Annotated in this window: 17 protein-coding genes; 7 read left to right on the forward strand and 10 right to left on the reverse strand. The window is 70.5% G+C overall.

Annotated features, from left to right (window positions below; all coding sequences use genetic code 11):
- Nucleotides 1-24: 24 nt before the first annotated feature.
- Entirely contained in the window at nt 25-1,962 is a 1,938-nt protein-coding gene (locus OHA77_RS25900) for a hypothetical protein (RefSeq protein ID WP_406312067.1), read from the forward strand.
- A gap of 89 nt (nt 1,963-2,051) precedes the next feature.
- Here OHA77_RS25900 and OHA77_RS25905 read toward each other — a convergent pair whose 3' ends face one another.
- From OHA77_RS25905 to OHA77_RS25935, 7 genes are all read right to left on the reverse strand, one after another.
- Nucleotides 2,052-2,813, reverse strand: coding sequence for a succinate dehydrogenase/fumarate reductase iron-sulfur subunit (locus OHA77_RS25905; protein ID WP_326825623.1), 762 nt, complete (start codon nt 2,811-2,813; stop codon nt 2,052-2,054).
- Between the two features lie 3 nt (nt 2,814-2,816).
- Nucleotides 2,817-4,709, reverse strand: coding sequence for a fumarate reductase/succinate dehydrogenase flavoprotein subunit (locus OHA77_RS25910; protein WP_406312068.1), 1,893 nt, complete (start codon nt 4,707-4,709; stop codon nt 2,817-2,819).
- Between the two features lie 9 nt (nt 4,710-4,718).
- Nucleotides 4,719-5,504, reverse strand: a complete 786-nt coding sequence (locus tag OHA77_RS25915) for a hypothetical protein (protein WP_406312069.1) — start codon at nt 5,502-5,504, stop codon at nt 4,719-4,721.
- 295 nt (nt 5,505-5,799) lie between these two features.
- On the reverse strand, nt 5,800-6,249 hold the full coding sequence (locus tag OHA77_RS25920; RefSeq protein WP_406312070.1) for a response regulator: 450 nt from the start codon (nt 6,247-6,249) through the stop codon (nt 5,800-5,802).
- Nucleotides 6,242-7,828, reverse strand: coding sequence for an ATP-binding protein (locus tag OHA77_RS25925; RefSeq protein ID WP_406312071.1), 1,587 nt, complete (start codon nt 7,826-7,828; stop codon nt 6,242-6,244). Before OHA77_RS25925 ends, OHA77_RS25920 begins: the two co-directional genes overlap by 8 nt.
- On the reverse strand, nt 7,825-8,979 hold the full coding sequence (locus OHA77_RS25930; RefSeq protein ID WP_406312072.1) for a PP2C family protein-serine/threonine phosphatase: 1,155 nt from the start codon (nt 8,977-8,979) through the stop codon (nt 7,825-7,827). Before OHA77_RS25930 ends, OHA77_RS25925 begins: the two co-directional genes overlap by 4 nt.
- Nucleotides 8,980-9,232: 253 nt before the next feature.
- On the reverse strand, nt 9,233-10,171 hold the full coding sequence (locus tag OHA77_RS25935) for a LysR family transcriptional regulator (protein WP_406312073.1): 939 nt from the start codon (nt 10,169-10,171) through the stop codon (nt 9,233-9,235).
- Between the two features lie 197 nt (nt 10,172-10,368).
- Here OHA77_RS25935 and OHA77_RS25940 point away from each other — a divergent pair, with 197 nt between their 5' ends.
- The 3 genes from OHA77_RS25940 to OHA77_RS25950 all read left to right on the forward strand — a co-directional run bounded on the left by OHA77_RS25940 (nt 10,369) and on the right by OHA77_RS25950 (nt 13,883).
- A complete protein-coding gene (locus OHA77_RS25940; RefSeq protein ID WP_406312074.1) occupies nt 10,369-11,133 on the forward strand; it encodes a succinate dehydrogenase cytochrome b subunit in 765 nt (254 codons plus the stop codon).
- Between the two features lie 2 nt (nt 11,134-11,135).
- Nucleotides 11,136-13,058, forward strand: coding sequence for a fumarate reductase/succinate dehydrogenase flavoprotein subunit (locus OHA77_RS25945; protein ID WP_406319874.1), 1,923 nt, complete (start codon nt 11,136-11,138; stop codon nt 13,056-13,058).
- An 87-nt stretch (nt 13,059-13,145) separates the two neighbouring features.
- Nucleotides 13,146-13,883: a succinate dehydrogenase/fumarate reductase iron-sulfur subunit gene (locus tag OHA77_RS25950; protein WP_326826922.1), complete on the forward strand. Its 738-nt coding sequence runs from the start codon at nt 13,146-13,148 to the stop codon at nt 13,881-13,883.
- Nucleotides 13,884-13,972: 89 nt separating this feature from the next.
- Here OHA77_RS25950 and OHA77_RS25955 read toward each other — a convergent pair whose 3' ends face one another.
- Both OHA77_RS25955 and OHA77_RS25960 read right to left on the reverse strand, forming a co-directional pair.
- Entirely contained in the window at nt 13,973-14,551 is a 579-nt protein-coding gene (locus OHA77_RS25955) for a Clp protease N-terminal domain-containing protein (protein ID WP_406312075.1), read from the reverse strand.
- A gap of 2 nt (nt 14,552-14,553) precedes the next feature.
- Nucleotides 14,554-14,787 (reverse strand): RNA polymerase subunit sigma-70, encoded by a 234-nt coding sequence (locus OHA77_RS25960; RefSeq protein WP_184753850.1) that lies wholly within the window; start codon nt 14,785-14,787, stop codon nt 14,554-14,556.
- A gap of 109 nt (nt 14,788-14,896) precedes the next feature.
- Here OHA77_RS25960 and OHA77_RS25965 point away from each other — a divergent pair, with 109 nt between their 5' ends.
- Together OHA77_RS25965 and OHA77_RS25970 are read left to right on the forward strand one after the other, a co-directional pair.
- Complete coding sequence (locus tag OHA77_RS25965; RefSeq protein WP_406312076.1) at nt 14,897-16,588, forward strand: ABC transporter transmembrane domain-containing protein; 1,692 nt, start codon at nt 14,897-14,899, stop codon at nt 16,586-16,588.
- 67 nt (nt 16,589-16,655) lie between these two features.
- Entirely contained in the window at nt 16,656-18,401 is a 1,746-nt protein-coding gene (locus OHA77_RS25970) for an ABC transporter ATP-binding protein (protein WP_406312077.1), read from the forward strand.
- A gap of 45 nt (nt 18,402-18,446) precedes the next feature.
- Here OHA77_RS25970 and OHA77_RS25975 read toward each other — a convergent pair whose 3' ends face one another.
- Complete coding sequence (locus OHA77_RS25975) at nt 18,447-20,507, reverse strand: prolyl oligopeptidase family serine peptidase (RefSeq protein ID WP_406312078.1); 2,061 nt, start codon at nt 20,505-20,507, stop codon at nt 18,447-18,449.
- Between the two features lie 162 nt (nt 20,508-20,669).
- Here OHA77_RS25975 and mshB point away from each other — a divergent pair, with 162 nt between their 5' ends.
- Entirely contained in the window at nt 20,670-21,575 is a 906-nt protein-coding gene (mshB, locus tag OHA77_RS25980; RefSeq protein WP_326825611.1) for an N-acetyl-1-D-myo-inositol-2-amino-2-deoxy-alpha-D-glucopyranoside deacetylase, read from the forward strand.
- Nucleotides 21,576-21,577: the final 2 nt, after the last annotated feature.

Genomic DNA, 21,577 nt, shown 5'->3' on the forward strand with positions numbered 1-21,577 from the left:
ATGGAGAATCCTCGGAGGGCACCGGTGACGCGATCACGGCGTACGGCGGCCATCTCCGCCGTTGTCATGTCTTTGGGGCTGAGCGGTGTGGTGGTGTTCGCCGCCGCGCCGCTCACCGCCTCGGCACCGGCGGACGCAGCCACCCGGCTGGTCGCCGCCGACCCCTCCGAGATCCCGGGCTGTGACGTCGACCCGGCGGGCCCGTGTGAGGCGGAGGAGCCCGACCCGGTCGTCACCGTCACGGTCACCGCGGATCCCGGGGATTCTCCGGCTCCCGAGGAGCCGGCGCCCACGGCTCCGCAGAAGACGGTGACCGCCACGGTCACCGTCTCTCCGTCGCCGAAGCCCCCCAAGACCACGGCTCCGGCGACGACCACCCCACCGGCGACGACGGCCCCTCCGGCGACGACCGCCCCACCGCCAACCGCCGCCGTCGATCCGCCTCCCCCGATCGCGGTGGAGCCGACACCCGAGGAATCGGATCCGGTGTTCCCCGCCACCGAGTCGACCCCGACCGCGGTCCCCACCGCCTCGGCCGACCCGACCGACACCCCGACGTTCGAGGACTCCACTCCCGCGGCGGTGCCCTACGAGATCCGTAACGCGGGCTCCGAGTTCGACGGGAGCACGCTGAGCAACCAGCTCGCCATCCCGGCGCTGATCCTGGTGCTGCTGGTGCTGTTCGCCGTACTGATCTTCGAAGGCAGACTGCGTCGTCTGGCCCACGCCGCGGCCGTCCGCCGTGCCGGTCCCCGCGCCATGGCTCTGCACCGTGGCGACGCCATGGGTGCGATGGGCTACCCGGCGGGCCCCGGCTACGGGCCCGCGCAGGGCTTCCAGCCCGGCGGCTATCCCGGGGGCGGCTATCCGGGCAGTACGGCTTACGCCCCGATAATCAGCCTCGTTCCCATGCAGATGTACCCGACCGTCTACCCGGAGGGCTACCCGCCCGAGCAGTACCCCCAGATGTACGGGCAGCCGGGCTACGAGCAGGCTCCCTACGGGTACGGCGAGCAACCGGGTCCGTCGGCCTCCTTCCATGACGGCGGCGTTCCGCCGGCCTACGGATACGACGGGCAGGTGGGACCGGACGGCGCATCGGCCTATGGGTACGGCGAGCAGCACGGGCAGGTGGGACCGGACGGCGCATCGGCCCACGGTTACGGCGAGCAGCACGGGCAGGTAGGACCGGACGGCGCATCGACCAACGGATACGACGGGCAGGCTGCGCCGGTGGGATCGGAAGGCACATCGCCCTGGTTCCACAGCGCGGACGCCCCGGCCCCCGGCCCCGAGGACGCCCTCCCGGGGAACGCCGGTGAGTTCCCCGGCGCGCCCTTCCCGCAGGAGCCGCCGTACGTCCGCGGCCACGCCCATGAGCCGTTCTCCTCTGAGCGGGACCAGCCCCGGGACCTCTCCCAGCCCGGCTGGCCGGACGACGCCCTGCACGGGAGGCCCGAGCCGCAGGGCGGGGCCCGTCACCAGGACGATCCGCAGCCGTCGCACGGCCACGAGTCCTCTCTCCCCGCTCCGCAGGGCTTCGAGCCCTTCGGCCCGCAGGGTCCGCTGCTTCCCGCTGCGCACGGGCCCCTGGATTCGCAGAGTCCGCTGCTTCCTGCCGAGTACGGGCCCCTGGATCCGCAGGGTCCGCTGCTTCCCGCTGCGCACGGGCCCCTGGATCCGCAGGGTCCGCTGCCCCCTGCCGGGCACGCCCCGCTCGGCCCGCAGGGGGCCGGCGACTTCCCCGGTGCGCCGCTCCCGCCGGAGTTCTCGTATGCCGACGCCCCCGCGCAGGGACCTTCCGCCGACCTGTCGGCCCCTCCGGAGGCTCCCGCCGAGGGGCGTACCGAGCGCGCCGACACGGTGATCCAGCCCCTGCCGGGCCAGAACGAGGGCGGTCAGGACGAGGGCGGTCAGGACAAGGGCAGGAAGAAGCGCGGTCTCTTCCGCCGGTCCACCTGACCGCCGCGCCCCCGGGAGAGTTTCCGAGGGGCGGGAGGACATCCGACAGCGCCGGCCGCGTGGACGCGGGCCGGCGCTGTCGGTGCAGGTCAGCTCTTCGAGCTGGAGCGCTTGAAGATCTTGTTACCGAGCCAGACCAGCGGGTCGTACTTACGGTCGACCACGCGTTCCTTCATCGGGATCAGCGCGTTGTCAGTGATCTTGATGTGTTCGGGGCAGACCTCGGTGCAGCACTTGGTGATGTTGCAGTAGCCCAGGCCGTGCTCCTCCTGGGCCGCGTCCTTGCGGTCGGCCACGTCGTAGGGGTGCATGTCCAACTCGGCGATCCGCATGAGGAAGCGCGGCCCGGCGAAGTTGGTCTTGTTCTCCTCGTGGTCGCGGATCACGTGGCAGACGTTGTTGCACATGAAGCACTCGATGCACTTGCGGAACTCCTGGGACCGCTCGACATCGATCTGCTGCATGCGGTATTCGCCCGGCTTGACGTCCGCCGGAGGGGTGAAGGACGGGATCTCCCGGGCCTTCTTGTAGTTGAACGACACGTCCGTGACCAGGTCCTTGATCACTGGGAACGTCCGCATGGGCGTCACGGTGATCGTCTCGTCCTCCGTGAAGGTGGACATCCGGGTCATGCAGCCGAGCTTCGGCCTGCCGTTGATCTCCATGGAACAGGAGCCGCACTTGCCGGCCTTGCAGTTCCACCGCACCGCGAGGTCGGGGGCCTGGGTGGCCTGGAGCCTGTGGATGATGTCGAGGACGACCTCGCCCTCGTTCACCTCGACGGTGAAGTCCTCAAGCTTGCCTTCGCCGCCCTCGCCCCGCCACACGCGGAACTTCGCCTTGTAACTCATCGGCTACTCCTTGACCAACGCGTCGAAGTCGGCCAGCTCTTCCTCGGTGATGTACTTCTTCAGCTCGTCCCGTTCGAACAGCTTGATCAGGTCCGCACGCATGGTGGGCTGGACCTGCTCCTTGACGGTGACGCCGGAGCCGTCCGGGGACAGGCCGCAGAGCAGGATCCTGCGCCGCCACTGGGGCGACATGCCCGGGAAGTCGTCGCGGGTGTGACCGCCGCGGCTCTCCTGGCGGAGCAGGGCCGCCTTGGCCACGCACTCGGAGACCAGGAGCATGTTGCGCAGGTCCAGCGCGAGGTGCCAGCCGGGGTTGTAGATCCGGCTGCCGGCCGCGCCGACCCCCTGAGCCCGCTCCTTGAGCTTCTCCACCGCCTCCAGCGCCTCGGTGACCTCCTCGGCCTTGCGGATGATGCCGACCAGCTCGTTCATCGTCCGCTGGAGCTCCTGGTGGACCTCGTAGGGGTTCTCACCCGCCCGGTCCAGCGGGGCGAGCGCCTCGCGCCTCGCGGTCTCCACCGACTCCTCGGAGATCTTCGGGCGGGCCGCGAGACCGTCCACGTACGAGGCCGCTCCGGCACCCGCCCGGCGGCCGAACACCAGCAGGTCCGACAGCGAGTTGCCGCCGAGCCGGTTGGAACCGTGCATCCCGCCGGAGACCTCGCCGGCCGCGAACAGGCCGGGGACGTCCGCCGCGCCGGTGTCGGCGTCCACCTCGACGCCGCCCATGATGTAGTGGCAGGTCGGACCGACCTGCATGGGCTCGGAGGTGATGTCGACGTCGGCCAGCTCCTTGAACTGGTGGTGCATCGACGGCAGCCGCCGGACGATCTCGGCGGCCGGGAGCCGGGAGGAGACGTCCAGGTAGACGCCGCCCTGCGGGGATCCGCGGCCGGCCTTCACCTCGGAGTTGATGGCCCGCGCCACCTCGTCACGGGGGAGCAGCTCCGGGGGACGGCGGTTGTTGGCCTGGTCGGTGTACCAGCGGTCGCCCTCCTCCTCGGAGGTGGCGTACTTGTCCTTGAACACCTCGGGGATGTAGTCGAACATGAACCGCCTGCCCTCGGAGTTCTTCAGCACCCCGCCGTCACCGCGGACCGACTCGGTGACGAGGATGCCGCGGACCGACGGCGGCCAGACCATCCCGGTGGGGTGGAACTGGATGAACTCCATGTTGATCAACTTCGCCCCGGCCAGCAGCGCCAGCGCGTGGCCGTCGCCGGTGTACTCCCAGGAGTTGGAGGTCACCACGTATGACTTGCCGATGCCGCCGGTGGCCAGCACGATCGCGGGGGCGTCGAAGAGGATCAGCTTGCCGTTCTCCCGCCAGTAGCCGAAGGCGCCGGAGACCGCGTCTCCGTCCTTGAGCAGGCGGGTCACCGTACATTCCTGGAAGACCTTGATGTAGGCCTCGCCGTCGCCGTGCAGCTTCTCGTCCTCCTGCTGGAGGGCGACCACCCGCTGCTGCAGGGTGCGGATCAGCTCCAGGCCGGTACGGTCGCCGACGTGGGCCAGCCGGGGGTATTCGTGCCCGCCGAAGTTACGCTGGCTGATCTTGCCGTCCTTGGTGCGGTCGAACAGTGCACCCCAGGCCTCCAGCTCCCAGACCCGGTCCGGTGCCTCCTTGGCGTGCAGCTCGGCCATCCGCCAGTTGTTGAGGAACTTGCCGCCGCGCATGGTGTCGCGGAAGTGCACCATCCAGTTGTCGTCGCTGTTGACATTGCCCATGGCCGCGGCGGCACCGCCTTCGGCCATGACCGTGTGCGCCTTGCCGAACAGCGACTTGCAGACGATGGCCGTCCGCTTGCCCTGCTGGCGGGCCTCGATGGCCGCCCGCAGTCCTGCCCCGCCGGCGCCGATGACGACGACGTCGTATTCGTGACGCTCGATTTCCACAGCTGATCCTTATGCGAACGCGAAGTTGATGATGCCCTTGGCGACCAGGCGGACGTAGAGGTCGGCACCCATGACGGAGAACATCGAGATCAGCGCCAGCTCCTGGTGCTTGGCGTTGAGCTTCGAGACGAAGCCCCACGCCCGGTAGCGGACCGGGTGCTTGGAGAAGTGGTTCAGGCGCCCGGCCGTGATGTGGCGGCAGGAGTGGCACGACAGCGTGTACAGGTTGATGAGGACGGCGTTGACGATGAGGATCCAGGTCCCGAGCCCCGCCGGCTCGTCGATGAGGGCCTTCACCGCGTCGATGGCGAGGATCAGACCGACCACGATCGCCGCGTAGAAGAAGTAGCGGTGGACGTTCTGCAGGATCAGCGGGAAGCGGGACTCACCGGTGTACTTGCTGTGCGGCTCGTTCACCGCGCAGGCCGGGGGCGACAGCCAGAATCCCCGATAGTAGGCCTTGCGGTAGTAGTAGCAGGTGAAGCGGAAGCCGGCGGGAAGGCCCAGGATGAGCAGGCCCGGCGGCAGGCTGTACCAGTCGCCGAACGGCGCGAAGCCGAACAGGCGCGCCTCCTCCGGACAACTCGTCGCCAGGCACGGGGACGCGAACGGGGCGTGATACGGAGATACGAAGTAGCTCTTATCGAAGATCGCCCACGTGGCGTAGACGAGAAACGCCATGAAGATGATGAAAGTGATCAGTGGATACCGCCACCACGGATCGGTCCGCAGGGTGCGCTCCTTGATCTGCGCACGCTGTCTTCTGGCCGGGCTGTCGGCCGTTGTCTGGGTCATCGGAGACCTCTCCACCTCCCACGGACCCTGCTCGCCGGGGGGTCCGGGTCGTTTCAGTTGTGCCGCGCAGTGGGCCATGGTCGCGCCGGCTCACACGTGCGCGCGCATGTTGGTGGAGACACGTTACGCCGGAGCCCGGGGGTTGTGTGAGGAGCGTCACTCACAATTTAACCGCCGGGATGTGATTCCTGTCACGTTTGCCAGGGGGAGGTCACAGACCTGTCACGTCTGCCGGGCCGAATCGGACTCTGGGGAGATCCACGGTCAACCCGGCAGACGGGGGCGCGGTGGTGGGTCAGTAGTGCTGGCCGGAGCTGGGCAGCTTGACGACGGTGACGAAGAAGTCGTCGATCCGCCGGACCACGCTGATGAACTGGTCGAAGTCCACCGGCTTGGAGACGTAGGCGTTGGCGTGCAGGTTGTAGCTGCGCAGGATGTCCTCCTCCGACTCCGACGTCGTCAGCACGACCACGGGGATCCCGCGGAGCTTGTCGTCGGCCTTGATGTCCTGGAGCACCTCCCGGCCGTCCTTACGGGGCAGGTTGAGATCCAGCAGGATCAGGTCGGGCCGGGGCGCGTCGGCGTACTCGTTCTCCTTGCGCAGGAAGGCCATGGCCTGCTCACCGTCGTTGACGACGTGCAGCTTGTTCCGGACCTTGTTGAGCTCGAACGCCTCCCGCGTCAGCAGGACGTCGCCCGGGTCGTCCTCGACCAGCAGCACGTCGATCCAGCGCAGGTCATTCATCAGGGTCTCCAGAGGGAAGGGTCCAGCGGAAGGTCGTTCCGGGTCTGTCGGTTTCCTCGTCGTCCACCCAGATCCGGCCGCCGTGGTATTCGACGATCTTCCTGCACAGTGCCAGCCCGATGCCGGTGCCCGTGTAGACGTCACGTCCGTGCAGGCGCTGGAAGATGAGGAAGATCCTGTCAGTGTATTTGCTCTCGATGCCGATGCCGTTGTCGGCGCAGGAGAACTCCCACATGTCCCCGTCGCGCCGCACCCCGATGTGGATCCGCGGCGGCTCCTCCGAGCGGAACTTGATCGCGTTGCCGATGAGGTTCTGGAACAGCTGGGTGAGCTGAGCCCGGTTGCCCTGCACGGTGGGCAGCTCGTCGTGGGTCACCGTCGCCCCGGAGTCCTCGATCGTCACGGCGAGGTTGTTCAGCGCGGCACGCAGGGGCAGGCCCGCGTCGATCGGCCGCTGCTCGCCGCCGATCCTGCCGACCCGGGAGAAGTCGAGCAGGTCGTTGATCAGGAGCTGCATGCGCTTGGCGCCGTCGACCGCGAAGGCGATGTACTGCCTGGCGCGGTCGTCGAGCTGGTCGCCGTAGCGCTGCTCCAGCATCTGGGTGAAGCTGGCCACCTTGCGCAGCGGCTCCTGCAGGTCGTGGCTCGCGACGTAGGCGAACTGCTCCAGCTCGCCGTTGGAGCGCCGCAGCTCCGCCGTCTGCTCCTCCAGCTTGCCCTGCGCCTCCGAGGCCCGCCGCCATTCGGTGAGGATGCGGCGCCGCATGGCGTCCACATGACCGGCCAGCTCGGCCAGCTCGGAGGGGCGCTCGACCTTGAGACTGTGGTCGAAGTCTCCCTGGGCGACCGCGCGGACCTGGCCGTTCAGCTCCGCCACCGGACGGAGCACGGCGTGGCGGACGATGAGCACCGAACCGATCCCGGCCAGCAGCAGCACGCCGGCGACCCCGCCGAGCGTGAGATAGAGAACCCGCCAGCCCTCCTCCAACCGGGTGCTTCCCTCGTCGTGCAGCCGGTTCAGATGGTTCTGGAGTGCGGTGAGCGACGTGCGGACCTCGGCGAACCGCTCGGCGTTGACGGGCGCGTTCTGCCGGTTGGAGGCCTCGGTCTTCAGGGCCGGCACCGAGGCGACGAGCTTCTCGGCGTAGTCGCGCCGCCAGGCCTCTCCCGCCGCCTTCAGCCGGGCGATCTCGGCGCCGACCGCCTCGTTCTCCGGCATCCGGGGCACCAGTCCGTCGATCGCGGCCAGCGCGCGGGCCTCCGCGGTGACCGCCGCGCGGTAGTCCCGCAGGGACGTCTCCTCGTTGGTCCTGCCGTACGTCCGCACCGAGCCTTCCTGTGAGGTCAGTGCGTTGGAGATCTCCAGGGTGCGCAGCGCCGCGGGGTCGACGACGTCCACCACGGCCACCCTGGCCTTGCGGGTCTCCTCGATCGAGGCGATCGTCAGGGCGCCGGCGATCGTGAACATCACCGTGACGGCCACCCCCGCGAGCAGGAACCACTGTCCCACCCGGAGTCTCCCGAGCCCTGTCGCCGCGGCGGCGGCGGGGAGGGGGAGGGGACGGGGGCTGTCGTTCACCGGTCCTCGCTGCGGGAGATGAGCACGGTCGCCAGGTCGTCGCTGAGGTCGTCCTGGTTGAGTTCGATCACCCGCTCGATGAGCCGGTCGAGGTGGATCCCCCCCTGTTCGTCGACGAGGCGGAGCAGGCCCTCGGTGCCGAGCAGGTCGGGACCGCCGCCCACGGTCGCCTCGATCAGGCCGTCGGTGTAGAGGAGCAGGGACCAGTCGCGGCCCAGCGGCACCTCGATCTCCGACCAGTCCACGTCCTGGAAGATCCCGAGCGGCGGTCCCGAGGGGGTGCCGGGCACCACGCCGACCACGCCGTCGCGGATCAGCAGCGGCGGCGGATGCCCGACCACGTGCATGCGCGCGGTGCCGAGCGCAGGGGCGATCGTGACGATGCAGAGCGTGGTGAAGATCTCCGCCGACTTCCGTTCGAGGCGGAGCACCGAGTCGAGGGTGCGCAGCAGTTCGTTGCCGGTGTGCCCGGCCAGGACCAGGGTCCGCCAGGCGATCCGCAGCGCGACCCCCAGCGCGGCCTCGTCCGGACCGTGCCCGCACACGTCGCCGACCACCACGTGCACGGCGCCGTCGGGGCTCTGCACGGTGTCCCAGAAGTCACCGGCCAGCAGTGCCCGCCGCCGGCCGGGCAGGTAGCGGGCCTGGTGCTCCAGAAGCCCCGGCTCCAGGAGCGGAACCGGCAGCAGCCCGCGTTCGAGACGGGAGTTCTCCTTGGTGAGCAGCTCCACCTCGACGAGCTTGCGCTGGGCCAGGTCGGCGCGCTTGCGCTCCATCGCGTAACGGATGGCCCGCGCCAGCAGCCTGGTCTCCACGTCCTGCTTGACCAGGAAGTCCTGTGCGCCCGCGGCCACGGCCTCGGCGCCCACATGGGTGTCGTTCAGCCCGGTCAGCACGAGCACGGCGGCGTGCGGCGCCATGGACAGCACCTGTTCGAGCGCTTCGAGGCCCGTCGCGTCCGGGAGCGAGAGGTCCACGAGCACGCACTGCACGTCCGAGGTCAGCCGCTCCCTGCTCTCCGCCAGGCTGCGCACCCAGATGATCTTCGGCGGGTCGTCGGCCTCACCGAGCAGCTCCTCCACGAGGAAGGCATCGCCCGCGTCGTCCTCGATGAGAAGGATCGTGAGCGGTTCTTGGGGAGCGGCGGTCACTGACGCCTCTTCGTGGGATCGGGGGGCACGTATTAACGCTATGAAGAATAGTGGGGTGCCGCCACTCATGGGACAGTGATCATTTTCAGTTTCACCAAGATGGCTCAATCCGTGGTGAGAGCACGCGCCGGTGCTCCCGCCCCGGTGCGGTCATCGGGAATCCGGCCGTTTCGTACGGCCCGCGCTCTTCCCGGTGGGTCTGTCGGGAAACGGCCCGCGCTCTTCCCGGCAGGTCTGTCGGGAAACGGCCCGCTCACGTCCCGCTGATCAATTCCAGACCCTCGGGCAGGCTGCCGTCCTGGGCGGCCTCGGACAGGAAGGACAGCAGCGTGCCGCGGAAGGCCTGGGCGGCGCGGGTGGGCTCGACGTCCTTGCGGTGGGCGATGGCGATGGTGCGCTGGAGCCCGGGAGGGGCCAGCGGCGTCCCGGTCAGGCCGGGGCGGCCGTCCAGGACCATCGAGGGGACCAGGGCGATGCCGAGTCCCGCTTCCACGAAGCGGAGCACGGCGTCCATCTCCCCGCCCTCCACGGCCAGCTTCGGTTCGAACCCGGCCTGGCGGCAGGCGTTGAGAGTGGCCTCCCGCAGGTCGTAGCCGCGCCGGAACATCACCATGGGCTGTCCCCGCAGCTCCTGTATCCGTACGTACCGTCCGCGGGAGGGGGAGAGGGAGAGGGAAGGGGAGACGACGACCAGGTTCTCCCGCAGGATCTCCTCGGTGACCAGGGCGGGATCGTCGTTCTGCAGGGGCATGATGATCAGTGCGAGGTCGAGCTGACCGCGGGCGAGGGCCCGGACCAGGTCGCGGGAGCCCCCCTCCTCGACGAGCAGTTCGATGCCGGGATAGCCCCGGTGGAAACGGGCCAGCGCGTCGGCCATCAGCCCGGCGCAGACCGAGGGGGTGGCGCCCAGCCGTACCCGGCCGCGGCGGAGCCCCGCCAGCTCGCCGACCTCGCGCCGCGCGGTCTCGGCGTCGGCCAGGATCCGCCGGGCCAGCGGGAGCAGGGCCTCCCCGGCGGGGGTGAGGGTGACGTTGCCGCGGGCGCGACTGAACAGCGGCGCGCCGAGATCGGCTTCCAGAGCCTTGATCTGCTTGCTGAGCGACGGCTGGGCGACGCGCATCTGTTCGGCGGCCTGGGTGAAATGCCGGGCCTCGGCGACCGCCACGAAGGAGGCGAGTTGCTGGAACTGCACGTTTCCTTAGCGTACGGCGGTGCCGGTGGCGGATCCGGGGCGGCCCCCGTTCTGGGAGAAGATGTGAGATTGCTCGCACCGTTCCGCGTCCCCGCTGCGGGAAGACGCCCGGCAGCAGAGGTGATAGCCCAGGGCTATGGAAACCACATCTTTGATGACTTGGACGGAGGGAAAACCCGCTACCTAGCGTCACGTACGTGACTGCCACGATTGACCGCGGATCCGCCACCGCGCGGGTCAAGCCCCCTGCGGACGCCACCGCGAAGACGACGAGGTCCGGGAAGCCCCACGGGTTACTGGGTTCATCCAACGGGAAAAAGGCGGTGATGGCCGTCACGGGCGCCATCCTGGTGCTCTTCCTCATCGGCCACATGGTCGGGAACCTCAAGAGCTTCTTCGGTGCCGAGACCTTCAACGCCTACGCCGAGTTCCTGCGGACCATGGGCGAGCCGCTCCTGCCGCGGCGGGTCCTGCTGAGCATCGTCGAGGTCGTGCTGGCCGTGTCGGTCGTGCTGCACATGTGGTCGGCGATCTCCCTGGCCCGCCGGGCCCACAAGGCCCGCCCGGTGAAGTACGCGGCCAAGCGCAAGTCCCAGGCAGGCGGCTATGCCGTGCACATCATGCGCTTCGGCGGCCTCACCATCCTCCTGTTCGTCATCTGGCACCTGCTGGACCTCACGTTCGGCGTGGTCAACCCGGCGGGCTGGGACGGCACGCCGTACCAGAAGCTGGTGCAGGGCTTCGACCCGTCCCGCTGGTGGGTCACGGTCTTCTACGTGGTCGCGGTCGTCATGGTCGGCCTGCATCTGCGGCACGGCCTGTGGAGCGCGTTCCAGACGCTCGGCCTGGCCGGCGGCCGCAGCTACCGCCCGCTGCGGAGCGTCGCCGCCGTGCTCTCCGCGGTGCTGGTCCTCGGCTTCCTCGCGGTTCCCGTCGCGGTCATGATCGGAGTGGTCAAGTGATGATGCGTTACACCGAAGGCGAGCCGATCCGCGACACCAAGGCTCCCGAGGGTCCGATCGAGGACCGCTGGGAGAAGCGGAAGTTCAGCGCGAAGCTGGTCAACCCGGCCAACAAGCGCAAGCTCAATGTCATCGTCATCGGCACCGGCCTCGCGGGCGGCTCGGCCGCCGCGACGCTCGGCGAGCTGGGCTACAACGTCACGTCGTTCTGCTACCAGGACTCGCCCCGGCGCGCCCACTCCATCGCGGCCCAGGGCGGCATCAACGCCGCGAAGAACTACCGCGGCGACGGCGACTCGATCTACCGGCTGTTCTACGACACCGTCAAGGGCGGCGACTTCCGCGCCCGCGAGTCGAACGTCTACCGGCTCGCCCAGGTCAGTGTGAACATCATCGACCAGGCGGTGGCGCAGGGCGTGCCGTTCGCCCGCGAGTACGGCGGCCTGCTCGACACCCGCTCCTTCGGCGGCGCACAGGTCTCCCGCACCTTCTACGCCCGGGGCCAGACGGGCCAGCAGCTCCTGCTCGGCGCCTACCAGGCCCTGGAGCGGCAGATCGCGGCCGGGACCGTGAAGATGCACACCCGCCACGAGATGCTCGACCTGATCATCTCCGACGGCCGGGCGCGCGGCGTCATCGTCCGCGACATGGTCACCGGCGAGATCGAGCGGCACCTCGCCGACGCGGTCGTGCTGGCCAGCGGCGGATACGGCAACGTGTTCTTCCTGTCCACCAACGCCAAGGGCTGCAACACCACGGCGATCTGGCGGGCGCACCGGCGCGGCGCGATGTTCGCCAACCCCTGCTACACCCAGATCCACCCGACCTGCATCCCGGTCAGCGGCGAGTACCAGTCCAAGCTGACCCTGATGTCGGAGTCCCTGCGCAACGACGGCCGCGTGTGGGTGCCGGTCAAGGCGGGCGACGACCGTCCCGTCTCGCAGATCCCCGAGGACGAGCGCGACTACTACCTGGAGCGCATCTACCCGGCGTTCGGCAACCTGGTCCCGCGTGACATCGCCTCCCGGGCCGCCAAGAACGTCTGCGACGAAGGTCGCGGCGTCGGCCCCGGCGGCCTGGGCGTCTACCTCGACTTCGCCGACGCGATCAAGCGGCTCGGCCGCGACGCGGTGGAGAAGAAGTACGGCAACCTCTTCGAGATGTACGAGCGCATCACCGGCGAGGACCCCTACACCCAGCCGATGCGCATCTACCCCGCCGTGCACTACACGATGGGCGGCCTGTGGGTGGACTACGACCTGCAGTCCACGATCCCCGGCCTGTTCGTGATCGGCGAGGCCAACTTCTCCGACCACGGCGCCAACCGGCTCGGCGCGTCCGCGCTGATGCAGGGCCTGGCCGACGGCTACTTCGTGCTGCCGACCACGATCGGCGACTACCTCGCGAACGGTCCCTACGGGGAGATCGACGAGGAGGCCGTGGCCGAGGCCGAGATCGCGGTCCGCGAGAAGATCGACAGGCTGCTGTCGAACAACGGCACCCGCACCGCCGACTCCTACCACCGCGAGCTGGGCAAGCTCATGTGGGAGTACTGCGGCATGGAGCGCACCGAGGAGTCGCTGCGCAAGGCGCTGGAGCGGATTCCGGAGCTCCGCGAGGAGTTCTGGAAGAACGTGAAGGTGTCCGGCGAGGCCGACGAGCTGAACCAGGCGCTGGAGCGGGCCGGCCGGGTGGCCGACTTCTTCGACCTGGCCGAGTTGATGTGCATCGACGCGCTGCACCGCACCGAGTCGTGCGGCGGTCACTTCCGCGCCGAGTCGCAGGACGCCGACGGCGAGGCCCTCCGCGACGACGAGCACTTCGCCTACGTCGCGGCCTGGGAGTACGGCGAGCAGGGCCCGGTCCTGCACAAGGAAGACCTCGACTACGACTACGTCAAGATGAGCCAGCGGAGCTACAAGTGAGTGCGTCCGACGCAGTGAGCGGAGTGGGAAGCGCCGCGAAGCACGTTTTCCGCGCAGCGAATGAGGAGCGGTAAGCGAACCATGGGTATGAACCTCACTCTCAAGGTCTGGCGCCAGAAGAGCCCCGAGGACAAGGGGCGGATGGTCACCTACCGCGTCGAGGACGTGTCCCCTGACATGTCCTTCCTGGAGATGCTCGACGTGCTCAACGAGCGTCTCATCCTGGAGGGCGACGACCCGGTCGCCTTCGACCACGACTGCCGCGAGGGCATCTGCGGCATGTGCGGCATGGTCATCAACGGCGTCGCGCACGGCGAGCAGGTGGCCACCACCACCTGCCAGCTCCACATGCGGCACTTCGAGGACAACGCGGTCATCACCATCGAGCCGTGGCGCGCCGCGCCCTTCCCGGTGGTGAAGGACCTGGTCGTGGACCGCTCGGCGTTCGACCGGATCATCCAGGCGGGCGGGTTCGTCTCCGTTCCGGCCGGATCGGCCCCCGACGCGCACAGTCTCCCGGTCAAGAAGGTCGACGCCGACGCGGCGTTCGACGCGGCCACCTGCATCGGCTGCGGCGCGTGTGTCGCGGCCTGCCCGAACGGCTCGGCCTCTCTCTTCACCGCCGCCAAGATCACTCACCTCAGCCTCCTCCCGCAGGGCCAGCCCGAGCGTGACTCCCGCGCCAAGGCCATGGTCGAGCAGATGGACGCCGAGGGCTTCGGCGGCTGCACCAACACCGGCGAGTGCACCGCGGTCTGCCCCAAGGGCATCCCGCTGGACACCATCGCCCAGATGAACCGCGACTACCTCAAGGCCTCCAAGTAGGTCATCGGTGGTTCCTGCGGTCCACACCCGCGGCGTCGCCCCGGTGCTCCGGCACCGGGGCGGACGGTTTTCCGGGCCCGGCGACGCGCCTATCCGGGCGTCCGCCGGGTGCCGAGCCGCCGGACGACCTCCTGGCGGAGGGCCGCTGCGTCCACGCCCGCGTCGGCGATGACGCGTGAGCCAAGCCCCTGCCCCTCGCGGAGCACTCCCAGCAGGATGTGGCCGTCGCCGATGTAGCCGTGCTTGAGGGCGAGGGCCTCCCGCAGGGAGAGCTCCAGGGTCTTCTTCGCGTGGGCGGAGAAGGGGATGTGCCGTCCGCTGGCCCAACGGCCCCGGCGGTCCCGCCGCGGGGGCCGGTCCAGGGAGCCGGGGCCGAAGGCGGCCTCGACCTTCTCCCTGATGGCGGAGAGGTCGATGCCGATCGTCTCCAGCGCGTCCGCGTCGAGCGCGTCCTTCGGTGAGCGCGGGACGAGGCTCGCCACGGCCTGGTAGGCCCGCTCATGGTTCAGGCCGTAGCCTCCGAGGACGTCGGCCGCGATGGTCTGCGGCTGGTCGAGCAGGCCCAGCAGGAGGTGCTCGGTGCCGATGAAGTGATGGTTCAGCCGGCGGGCGTTCTGCTGGGCCTGCTGCACCGCCTGCCGGGCTTCGTCCGTGAACCGTTCGAACATGATCACTTCTCCCGTCTCAGCAAACCTCGGCCGCCCGCGTACTTCTTGTGCACCGCCTGCCGGGTGACTTCCAGGCAGTGCGCGATCTCCTGCCAGGACCAGCCCTGGTCCCTGGCGTTCTCCACCTGAAGGGCCTCCAGCCGATCCACCAGCATCCGCAGCGCCCGCACGGCCCGCAGGCCCACGGCGGGATCGCGGCTGCCGGCGTCGGAGGCCAGCTGTGCCGTATCGCTCATGCATGTCAATTTAGGTTGACACCATGCTCGTGTCAACCTAAATTGACGCTCTCGCCGGTCGGAAAATGATTTGCCTGGTGAGGGCGGAGTTTGCCAGCCTGTAGAGGCCATGCGCTCCCTACCTGTCGCCGATCCCGGCGTTCCCGATGCCCGCAGCCCGGTCCGCTACCTGTGCTGGGTCGCCCGCATGCAGGCGGGTGCCCTGCTCCTCGGCATCACCTACGCCACCCTCTGGTGGCTCGCGATGGCGCTCGTGCCCGCGGCGATGGGCCAGGGCATCGACGCCATCACGGCCAAGGACATGTCCGCCCTGGCCACCTGGGGCACGGTGCTGTTCGGCCTGGGGATCGTGCAGGCGGCCGCTGGCATCCTCCGGCACCGGATGGCCGTCTACAACTGGCTGAGCGGCGCCTACCGGACCGTCCAGGTCACCGTCAGGCACGCCACCCGGCTGGGCGCGACCCTGCCCAAGCGCATGTCCACCGGCGAGGTGGTCAGCGTCGGCAACTCCGACATCGCCCACATCGGCAACGCGATGGACATCCTGCTCCGCGGCAGCGGCGCGATCGTCGCCATCGCCGCGGTGACCGTCATCCTGATCAGGACCTCACTGCCGCTCGGCCTGACGGTGCTCATCGGCGTGCCGGTCATGGCCCTCGCCGTCATCCCCCTGCTCCGGCCGCTGCACCGGCGCCAGCACGCCCACCGCGACCTCCAGGGCGACCTGTCCACCCGCGGCGCCGACATCGTCGCCGGCCTGCGCGTGCTGCGCGGCATCGGCGGCGAGCAGGTCTTCGCCGACCGCTACGCCGAGGAGTCCCAGCGGGTACGGCACGCGGGCGTGCGCGTCGCCTCGGTCGAGTCGATGCTGGAGGGCGCGCAGATCCTGCTGCCCGGCCTGCTGATCGCCGGGGTGACCTGGCTGGGCGCGACCTTCGCGACCCAGGGTGAGATCACCGCCGGTCAGCTCGTCGCCTTCTACGGCTACGCGGTCTTCCTGGTCGCCCCCATGCGGACGCTCACCGAGGCGGCCGACAAGCTGACCAAGGGACACGTCGCCGCCCGCCGGGTGGTGCGGATCCTCGCCCTCGAACCGGAGGTCCGCGGCGGCGCCGCCCACTCCGGCGGCGGGCTGCTGCGCGACGTGGCCTCCGGGGTCGCGATCCGCCCCGGCGTGTTCACCGCCATCGCGGCGGCCGCCCCCGAGGAGGCCATCACGATCGCCGACCGGCTCGGCCGTTACCACGACGGCGACGTGGACTTCGGCGACGTGCCGCTGGGCACCCTGCCGATCGCCGAGGTCCGCCGCCGGATCCTGGTGGCCGACAACGCCGCGCAGCTGTTCGCCGGCGTGCTCAGGGACGAGCTGGACATCTCCGGAGCGGCCTCCGCCGAGGACATCGCCGCCGCCCTGTACGTCGCGTGCGCGCAGGACATCGTCGAGGCGCTGCCCGACGGTCTCGACGGGCGTGTCGCCGAGTCGGGCCGGGAGTTCTCCGGCGGCCAGCAGCAGCGGCTCCGGCTCGTCAGGGCGTTGCTCTCCGATCCCGAGGTGCTCATCCTCATCGAGCCCACCAGCGCGGTGGACGCCCACAGCGAGGCGCGCATCGCCGACCGGCTGGCCAAGGCCCGCGCGGGGAAGACCACGCTGGTCTGCACGACCAGCCCGCTGGTGCTCGACCGCGCCGACCGGGTGGTCTACGTCGAGGACGGCGTCGTCCGCGCCCAGGGAACACACCGGGAGCTACTGGCCACCGCGCCGGCCTACACCGCCGTGGTCACCAGGGGGGAAGACCGGTGAACGGGCGGACGGCAGGAAGTCGCGAGCAGGTGAGGGCCGGCGCGGAGCGCCGGGAGGAGGCGGACACGTGAGCAGGCAGATCCTTCCTGTCGCCAACGAGGCGCAGGTCCGGGCGTACGCCCGCAGACTCACGCTGAAGTACCCCCGGGACCTGACCGTCGCGCTCGGCCTGCACGGCCTCGCCGCCGTGGCGGGCCTGGCGGTGCCCTGGCTGCTGGGCCGGCTGGTCCAGGGGGTCCAGGACGGCACCGGGGTCGCCGTCACGGCGGTGGCGCTGGGCATCGGCGGCTTCCTGGCCGCGCAGGCGGTGCTGATCAGGTTCGCCGTCTACGCCTCCTCCACGCTCGGTGAGAAGGTCCTCGCCGAGTTGCGGGAGGAGTTCGTCACCCGGGTGCTCGACCTGCCGCTGTCCACGGTGGAGCGCGCCGGTTCGGGAGACCTGATCACCAGGACCTCGCGTGACGTGGACTCGCTGTCACGCACCGTACGGCGGGCCGTGCCCGAGACGATGATCGCGCTGGTCACCTGCGTGATCACCGTCGGCGCGCTGCTGCTCGTGGGGCCGCTGCTCGTGCTGCCGTCGCTGCTGGCCGTACCGATTCTGTGGATATCCACCCGGTGGTATCTCAACCGGGCCCGTGACGGCTACCTGCGCGAGAGCGCCGCCTACGCGGACATGACCGACGGCCTGGCCGAGACGGTCTCCGGCGCCCGCGCCGTGGAGGCGCTGGGCCTGCAGGACCGGCGGCACCGCCGTACCGACACCGACATCGCCCGGTCGTGGGCGGCCGAGCGCTACACCCTCGGGCTGCGCACGGTCTGGTTCCCGGCGGTCGAGCTCGGCTACGTGATCCCGATCGTGGCCACGCTGGTCATCGGCGGCGCCTTCTACATCGAGGACTGGGTCACGCTGGCCCAGGTGACCGCGGCCACGCTGTACGTCCAGCAGCTCATCGACCCGCTCGACCGGCTGCTCATGTGGGTCGACGAGCTCCAGGTCGGCGGGGCCTCCATGGCCCGGCTGCTCGGCGTCGCCGCGGTGCCCGACGACCGCGAGGCCGGTTCGGGGCTCCCCGAGGGGGACGAGCTGCGGGCCGCCGACGTCCGCTACGCCTACCGCGAGGGCCACGACGTGCTGCACGGCATCGACCTGGTGGTCAAGCCGGGGGAACGGCTGGCCATGGTCGGCCCGTCCGGCGCGGGCAAGTCCACGCTGGGCCGCCTGCTCGCGGGTATCCACGGCCCGCGCACCGGCGCGGTCACGGTCGGCGGCACCCCGCTCGTCGAGCTCCCGCTGGACGACCTGCGCGGCCACGTCGCCCTGGTGACCCAGGAACACCACGTGTTCCGGGGCACCCTGCGCGACAACGTGCTGATCGCCCGTCCGGAGGCCGACGACGCCCAGGTCCGTGCGGCGCTCTCGGCCGTGGACGCCGGGGGGTGGGTGGAGGCCCTGCCCGCCGGCCTGGACACGCAGGTCGGGTCCGGCGGCGAGCCGGTCTCGCCGGCTCAGGCGCAGCAGCTCGCCCTCGCCCGGCTGGTCCTGGCCGATCCGCACACCCTGGTCCTGGACGAGGCCACCTCGCTCATCGACCCCCGGGCCGCGCGCAACCTGGAGCGGTCGCTGGCCGCCGTGCTCGACGGCCGCACCGTGATCGCCATCGCCCACCGCCTCTACACGGCGCACGACGCCGACCGGGTCGCGGTGGTCGAGGACGGCCGGATCAGCGAGCTCGGCTCGCACGACGACCTCGTCGCCGCCGAGGGCTCCTACGCGGCACTGTGGAGCAGCTGGCACGGCACCGCGAACTGAGGGCGGGAGCCCCCCGGTGGGGCTCCCGCCTCCTCCCCGGGCGGCTCAGGCGAGGGACTTCCGCAGGAAGTCGACCTGGAGCAGGAGCAGGTTCTCGGCCACGACCTCCTGAGGGGTCATGTGGGTGACGCCGGACAGCGGCAGGACGTTGTGCGGTCGGCCCGCGGCCAGCAGGGCCGAGGACAGCCGGAGGGTGTGAGCGGCCACCACGTTGTCGTCGGCCAGGCCGTGGATCAGCAGCAGGGGGCGGTCCAGCTTCTCGGCGTCGGCGAACAGGGACGACGACTCGTAGTGGCCCTCGTCGGGATGGCCGAGATAGCGCTCGGTGTAGCAGGTGTCGTAGAGACGCCAGTCGGTCACCGGGGCCCCGGCGATGGCCGCGTGGAAGACGTCCGGGCGGCGGAGCACCGCCAGGGCGGCCAGGAAACCACCGAAGGACCAGCCGCGGATGCCGACCCGCGAGAGGTCGAGGTCGTCGGGGTACTGCGCGGCGGCACCCTGCAGGGCGTCCACCTGGTCCTCCAGGGGCGGGGTGGCCAGGTCGTGCAGGACGGCCCGCTCGAACTCCGGCCCGCGGCCCGGAGTGCCGCGGCCGTCGGCCACGATCACCGCGAAACCCTGGTCGGCGAACCACTGGCTGGTCAGGTACGCGCCGGAGGCGGCCAGCACGCGCTGGGCGTGCGGCCCGCCGTAGGGGTCCATGAGGACCGGCAGCCTGGCCGAGCCGGGCACGTGGCCCGACGGGAACAGCACGGCGGTGGACAGGCCGCGCTCGCCCGCGCGGATCAGTGAGACCCGCAGGTCCAGGCCGTGCCGCTCGGCGTGGGAGGCGATGTGGCCGCGCGCCTTGCCGTGGTGGATCACGCGGGTCACCGATCCCTCGTGACCGAGGGTCTGGCCGGTGAGCACCAGCGTGCCGCCGGCCGTGTGGCCGCTGTAGACGCCGCTCTCGGCTGGGCTGACCAAGGTGATCCGGCCGTCCTTGTAGGCCCACAGGGCGATCTCGGTGGGCTCGCCGCTGGCCCGGAAGAGCACCGCATCGCCGTCGATGTCGAGGATCTCGCGGACCTGGAGCGTGGCCGGCGTGACGGGCTCGTCGCCGATGATCAGGCGGTGCCCTCCGTCGGCGCTCGCGGCCCAGACCAGGGTGCCGTCGGACAGGTGACCGGGCACTCCGGTGACGATGTCCACCCAGGCGGGGTCGGTGTCCTCGCGGACGAGCGTGGACTCGCCCGTGGCGGGGTCGATCCGCAGCAGGCGCATGGTCCGCTGGTCGCGCGCCATGGTGACGATCGTCAGGGCATGGGCGTTCCAGGCCGCGGTGACCAGGTATTCGTCCTCGAAGGGGACCGGGACGCGGGAGCCGTCCAGGGTCAGGACGAAGAGCTCGACCCCGGCGTTCGCCGTACCCGCGGCGGGGTAGCGCTGCTCGACGGCGGGTCGGGAGGGGTTGGCCGGGTCGGCGATGTGCCATCTGCCGACCGGCGACACGTCGGCCCGCTCGGCCAGCACCGCGTCTCCGGACGGGGACCACCAGTAGCCCCGCATGCGGTCCATCTCCTCGGCGGCGATGAACTCGGCCAGGCCGTAGGTGACCTCGGGCGACTCGGGGCGGGCCAGCACGTGGTCGACCTCGTCCTCAAGGTCCTGGACGTGGAGGGCGCCGCCGGTCACGTAGCCGACGTGCTCACCGGTCGGGGAGACCCTCGGGTCGATCACCGGACCGGCCGTCTTGAGCTTTCGCACGCTCCTGGTCTTCAGGTCGGCGACGTAGAGGCCACCGGAGAGCGCGAAGGCCGCCGTGGTCACCGCCGCGTCGGTGCTGTAGCCGACGATGCCGCCCGCCTGCTCCCGGCTGCGCTCGCGGCGCGCCCGCTCCTCGGGTGGCAGGTCGTCCTCGTCCACGGCCAGGGCGCGCGGGTCGGCGATCAGCCGCTCCCGGCCGCCGGCGACGTCGTACTCCCACAGGCAGGTGACGGGGTCGGAACCGCCCTTCGTCCGCAGGAAGACGACACGCCCCCCGTCCGGGGAGATGGTGAAGCCGCGCGGCGCCCCGAGGGTGAAGCGGCGGGTCCTGGCATGCAGGCGAGGGAAACTCTCACTCATGTCAGCCATCTTGCCAGTTCCCCACCTCACCCCGCGGTTCCGGACGGCGGCTCGGCCGGGATACGGAACAGGGAGACGCGGGCACCCGGCACCTCCCCGGGCTCAGGGAAGCGGGCGCCTTCCCCATCACCGCCGGCTCGGAGTCCCGGATACCCTCGGAGCATGACTGACCGGCGCCTCCTGCTCGTGCACGCCCACCCCGACGACGAGACGATCGGCAGCGGGGCGACCATGGCGAAATACGCCGCGGAGGGCGCCCACGTCACGCTGGTGACCTGCACACTCGGCGAGGAGGGCGAGGTCATCCCGCCCGAGCTGGCCCATCTGGCCGCCGACCGCGACGACGCGCTGGGCGGCCACCGCATCGGCGAGCTCGCCGCGGCCTGCGCGGCTCTCGGCGTCACCGACCACCGCTTCCTCGGCGGTCCGGGCCGCTGGCGCGACTCCGGCATGATGGGCGTCGCCTCCAACCACCGGGACAACGCCTTCTGGCAGGCCGACCTGGACGAGGCCGCCGGAGAGCTGGTCAAGGTGATCCGCGAGGTGCGGCCCCAGGTCCTCGTCACCTACGACGAGAACGGTTTCTACGGCCACCCCGACCACATCCAGGCACACCGCGTCGCCCGGCGGGCCTTCGAACTGGCCGCCGACCCGGCGTTCGGTGCGGGGGAGCCGTGGCGGATCGCCAAGTTCTACCTCACCGCGACGGCCAGGTCCACGATGCGCCGGACGGCCGAGGCGATCCGCGAGGCCGGCGTGCGGTTCCTCACCGAGGACGTCGAGGACGTGCCGTTCGGCTGCGCCGACGAGGACATCACCACCGAAATAGACGGCCGCGCCCACGTCGGCCGGAAACTCGACGCGATGCGGGCGCACGCCACCCAGATCAGCGTGGACCCGCCCTGGTTCGCCCTGTCCAACAACGTCGGCCAGGAGGCGCTCGCCGTGGAGCACTTCATCCTTGACTCCGGCGTGCCCGGACCCGCCGAGCCCGGGGCGCCGGCCGAGGCCGGGGGGCTCGGCGAGCCGTACAAGCGCGAAGCCGACCTCTTCGCCGGCATCCACTAACC

The sequence above is a fragment of the Streptosporangium sp. NBC_01639 genome (assembly GCF_045209755.1).
Classification (GTDB): domain Bacteria; phylum Actinomycetota; class Actinomycetes; order Streptosporangiales; family Streptosporangiaceae; genus Streptosporangium.

Excerpts from the sequence above, each read along its gene's own strand:
- OHA77_RS25950 (WP_326826922.1), top strand. The coding sequence starts at position 13,146 with ATGAACCTCACTCTCAAGGTCTGGCGCCAGAAGAGCCCCGAGGACAAG.
- OHA77_RS25975 (WP_406312078.1), bottom strand. The coding sequence starts at position 20,507 with ATGAGTGAGAGTTTCCCTCGCCTGCATGCCAGGACCCGCCGCTTCACC.
- OHA77_RS25915 (WP_406312069.1), bottom strand. The coding sequence starts at position 5,504 with ATGACCCAGACAACGGCCGACAGCCCGGCCAGAAGACAGCGTGCGCAG.
- mshB (WP_326825611.1), top strand. The coding sequence starts at position 20,670 with ATGACTGACCGGCGCCTCCTGCTCGTGCACGCCCACCCCGACGACGAG.
- OHA77_RS25905 (WP_326825623.1), bottom strand. The coding sequence starts at position 2,813 with ATGAGTTACAAGGCGAAGTTCCGCGTGTGGCGGGGCGAGGGCGGCGAA.
- OHA77_RS25955 (WP_406312075.1), bottom strand. The coding sequence starts at position 14,551 with ATGTTCGAACGGTTCACGGACGAAGCCCGGCAGGCGGTGCAGCAGGCC.
- OHA77_RS25945 (WP_406319874.1), top strand. The coding sequence starts at position 11,136 with ATGCGTTACACCGAAGGCGAGCCGATCCGCGACACCAAGGCTCCCGAG.
- OHA77_RS25920 (WP_406312070.1), bottom strand. The coding sequence starts at position 6,249 with ATGAATGACCTGCGCTGGATCGACGTGCTGCTGGTCGAGGACGACCCG.
- OHA77_RS25965 (WP_406312076.1), top strand. The coding sequence starts at position 14,897 with ATGCGCTCCCTACCTGTCGCCGATCCCGGCGTTCCCGATGCCCGCAGC.
- OHA77_RS25960 (WP_184753850.1), bottom strand. The coding sequence starts at position 14,787 with ATGAGCGATACGGCACAGCTGGCCTCCGACGCCGGCAGCCGCGATCCC.